Genomic DNA, 2,145 nt, shown 5'->3' with positions numbered 1-2,145 from the left:
GCATATACGGAACGCTGTGGATCATGCTCGTGGTCTACGTGACGCGGTTCATGCCCTACGGCATGCGCTACAACAGTACCTCTATGCTGCAGATCCATAAAGAACTGGAAGAGTCCGCCCAAATGAGCGGGGCGGATTGGTTCACGACGTTCCGGAGAATTCTGCTGCCGTTGCTCAAGCCGGGCCTGTTGGCCGGCTGGATATACGTCTTCATTGTTTCTATCCGCGAGCTGTCGGCCTCCATTCTCCTTTACAGCCCCGGCAATGAAGTCGTGTCCATCGTGATCTGGGAGCTGTGGGAAAACGGGCAGTTCGTTGAGCTCTCCGCCCTGGGCGTCGTCTTCATCCTGGCGTTGCTGGCGCTGGTCATGCTGGCCCAATACATGGGAAGGCGTTTCGGGGTCAAGGAAATCTGAGAGGAGCGCGGACACCATGCTGCAGGTAAGCCATCTCAACACGCAATACAAGGACGGCCAAGGGCGCGTCGTCAAGGCGGCGCAGGACATCAATATCGAAGTGCCCAAAGGGAAAATGTTCACGCTCTTGGGGCCGAGCGGATGTGGCAAGACCACCACCATGCGCTCCATCGCAGGGATGGAAAAGCCAACTTCCGGGCGCATCACGGTAAACGGCAAGGTTGTTTACTGTTCGTCTTCGGGCATCTTCGTCGCGCCGAACAAGCGTAACTTCGGAATGGTCTTCCAGTCGTATGCGATCTGGCCGCACATGAATGTGTTCCAGAATGCGGCCTTTCCGCTGGAGGTCGGCCCGCGTAAATTCAGCCGCCGCGAAATCGAAGAGCGGGTAATGCGCGTCCTGACGGTGGTCGGGCTGGAGAATATCCCGGATCGTGAGGCGACGATGCTCTCGGGCGGGCAGCAGCAGCGGCTGGCGCTGGCGCGCGCGCTCGTCATGGAGCCTGAGCTGTTGCTGTTGGACGAGCCGCTGTCCAACCTCGACGCCAAGCTGCGCGAGCGCATGCGCTTCGAGCTTAAGCGCCTGCAGCGCGACCTGGGCTTGACCACCATCTACGTGACCCATGATCAAAGCGAAGCGCTGGCGCTTTCGCATGAGATCGCGGTCATGAGCGAGGGCTGCATCCTCCAAATAGGCTCGCCGCGCGACATCTACGAGCGCCCGGCGAACCGCTTCGTGGCCGATTTCGTGGGCTTGACGAACTTCATCGAAGGCACCGTCGAAGCCGAGGCATCCGATGGCGCTTATGATGTGCGCACCGACATCGGGATGCTGAAGGCCTCGGCCTACGAGAACCGAAAAAACGGCGATCGGGTGCTGCTCTCGGTGCGACCGGAAGACGTAGAGCTCAGCGAGGCGCCGCCTCGTGGGGAAAACGTTTTCACCGGCACCGTAGACGCGAAAGTGTTCCTGGGAGAAGTCGTCGATTTCCAGGTCCGCCTGGGCCGCCGCTCCCTGATGGCGAGGGTTCACCCGTCGTTGAAGACGCCCGTGAGCCAGCCCATATCCGTGCGCATCAATCCCGAGAAATGCATATGCATTCGCCCGGATTGACGCTATTGACCGATTTTCTTACGCATAGCAGGCCTGCATGCCTACACCGGAACAAAAGACTAAAGGAGCCGCAATCGACGATTGGCGCAGCGCGCTCAACGACGAGCGCCTGACGCACTTGATCAAGACCGCGTTTCGCTGCACTTCCGGCAGCCTCTCGCGACGATTGAAGCAATACGACGTGCTGTACGGTCATTGGACGCTGCTGCGCGTGCTGTGGCGCGGCGATGGCCTGACGCAGCGCCAGCTCAGCGAACAGGCCGGCGTGACGGAACCCTCTACGATCACCGCGCTAAAAGCGATGGAGGCCCAGGGATACGTAACCAGGCGGAAGGTGCCCGGCAATAACAAGAACATCCGCGTGTTCTTGACGCCCAAGGGGGCGGCACTCCGGTCAGCCATCGTCGGTTGTGCGGAGGAAGTCCACGAGCTCGCGATCCAGGGCGTGGCCAAGGAGGACTTGGCTGCTACGAGGCGGACCCTGTTGGCCGTGATCGACAATCTCGCTCGTGATGCCGCCTTGCAAGAAGGGGACGGCGCATGACGCATCGACTCCGGATGGGCGTGGTGGGGATGGGGAACGCGGGACAGGCGTTCGTGCCTCCCATCCAGGAT

At 60.7% G+C, this 2,145-nt stretch carries 3 protein-coding genes; all 3 read left to right on the top strand.

The genetic code is table 11. The features are described from left to right. On the top strand, window positions 1-416 hold a 416-nt coding region (locus tag IRZ12_RS17440), incomplete at its 5' end, for an iron ABC transporter permease (protein ID WP_296471335.1). Window positions 417-432: 16 nt separating this feature from the next. After that, the gene (locus tag IRZ12_RS17435) at window positions 433-1,530 is read left to right on the top strand and encodes an ABC transporter ATP-binding protein (protein ID WP_296471332.1); all 1,098 of its coding nucleotides are present in this window, start codon (window positions 433-435) and stop codon (window positions 1,528-1,530) included. Window positions 1,531-1,567: 37 nt separating this feature from the next. Next, the gene (locus IRZ12_RS17430) at window positions 1,568-2,074 is read left to right on the top strand and encodes a MarR family transcriptional regulator (protein WP_296471329.1); all 507 of its coding nucleotides are present in this window, start codon (window positions 1,568-1,570) and stop codon (window positions 2,072-2,074) included. Window positions 2,075-2,145: the final 71 nt, after the last annotated feature.

The sequence above is a fragment of the Pigmentiphaga sp. genome (assembly GCF_019689535.1).
Classification (GTDB): domain Bacteria; phylum Pseudomonadota; class Gammaproteobacteria; order Burkholderiales; family Burkholderiaceae_B; genus Pigmentiphaga.
Note: the sequence above shows the minus strand (reverse complement) of the source record. Positions and strands in the feature narration are given on the sequence as shown.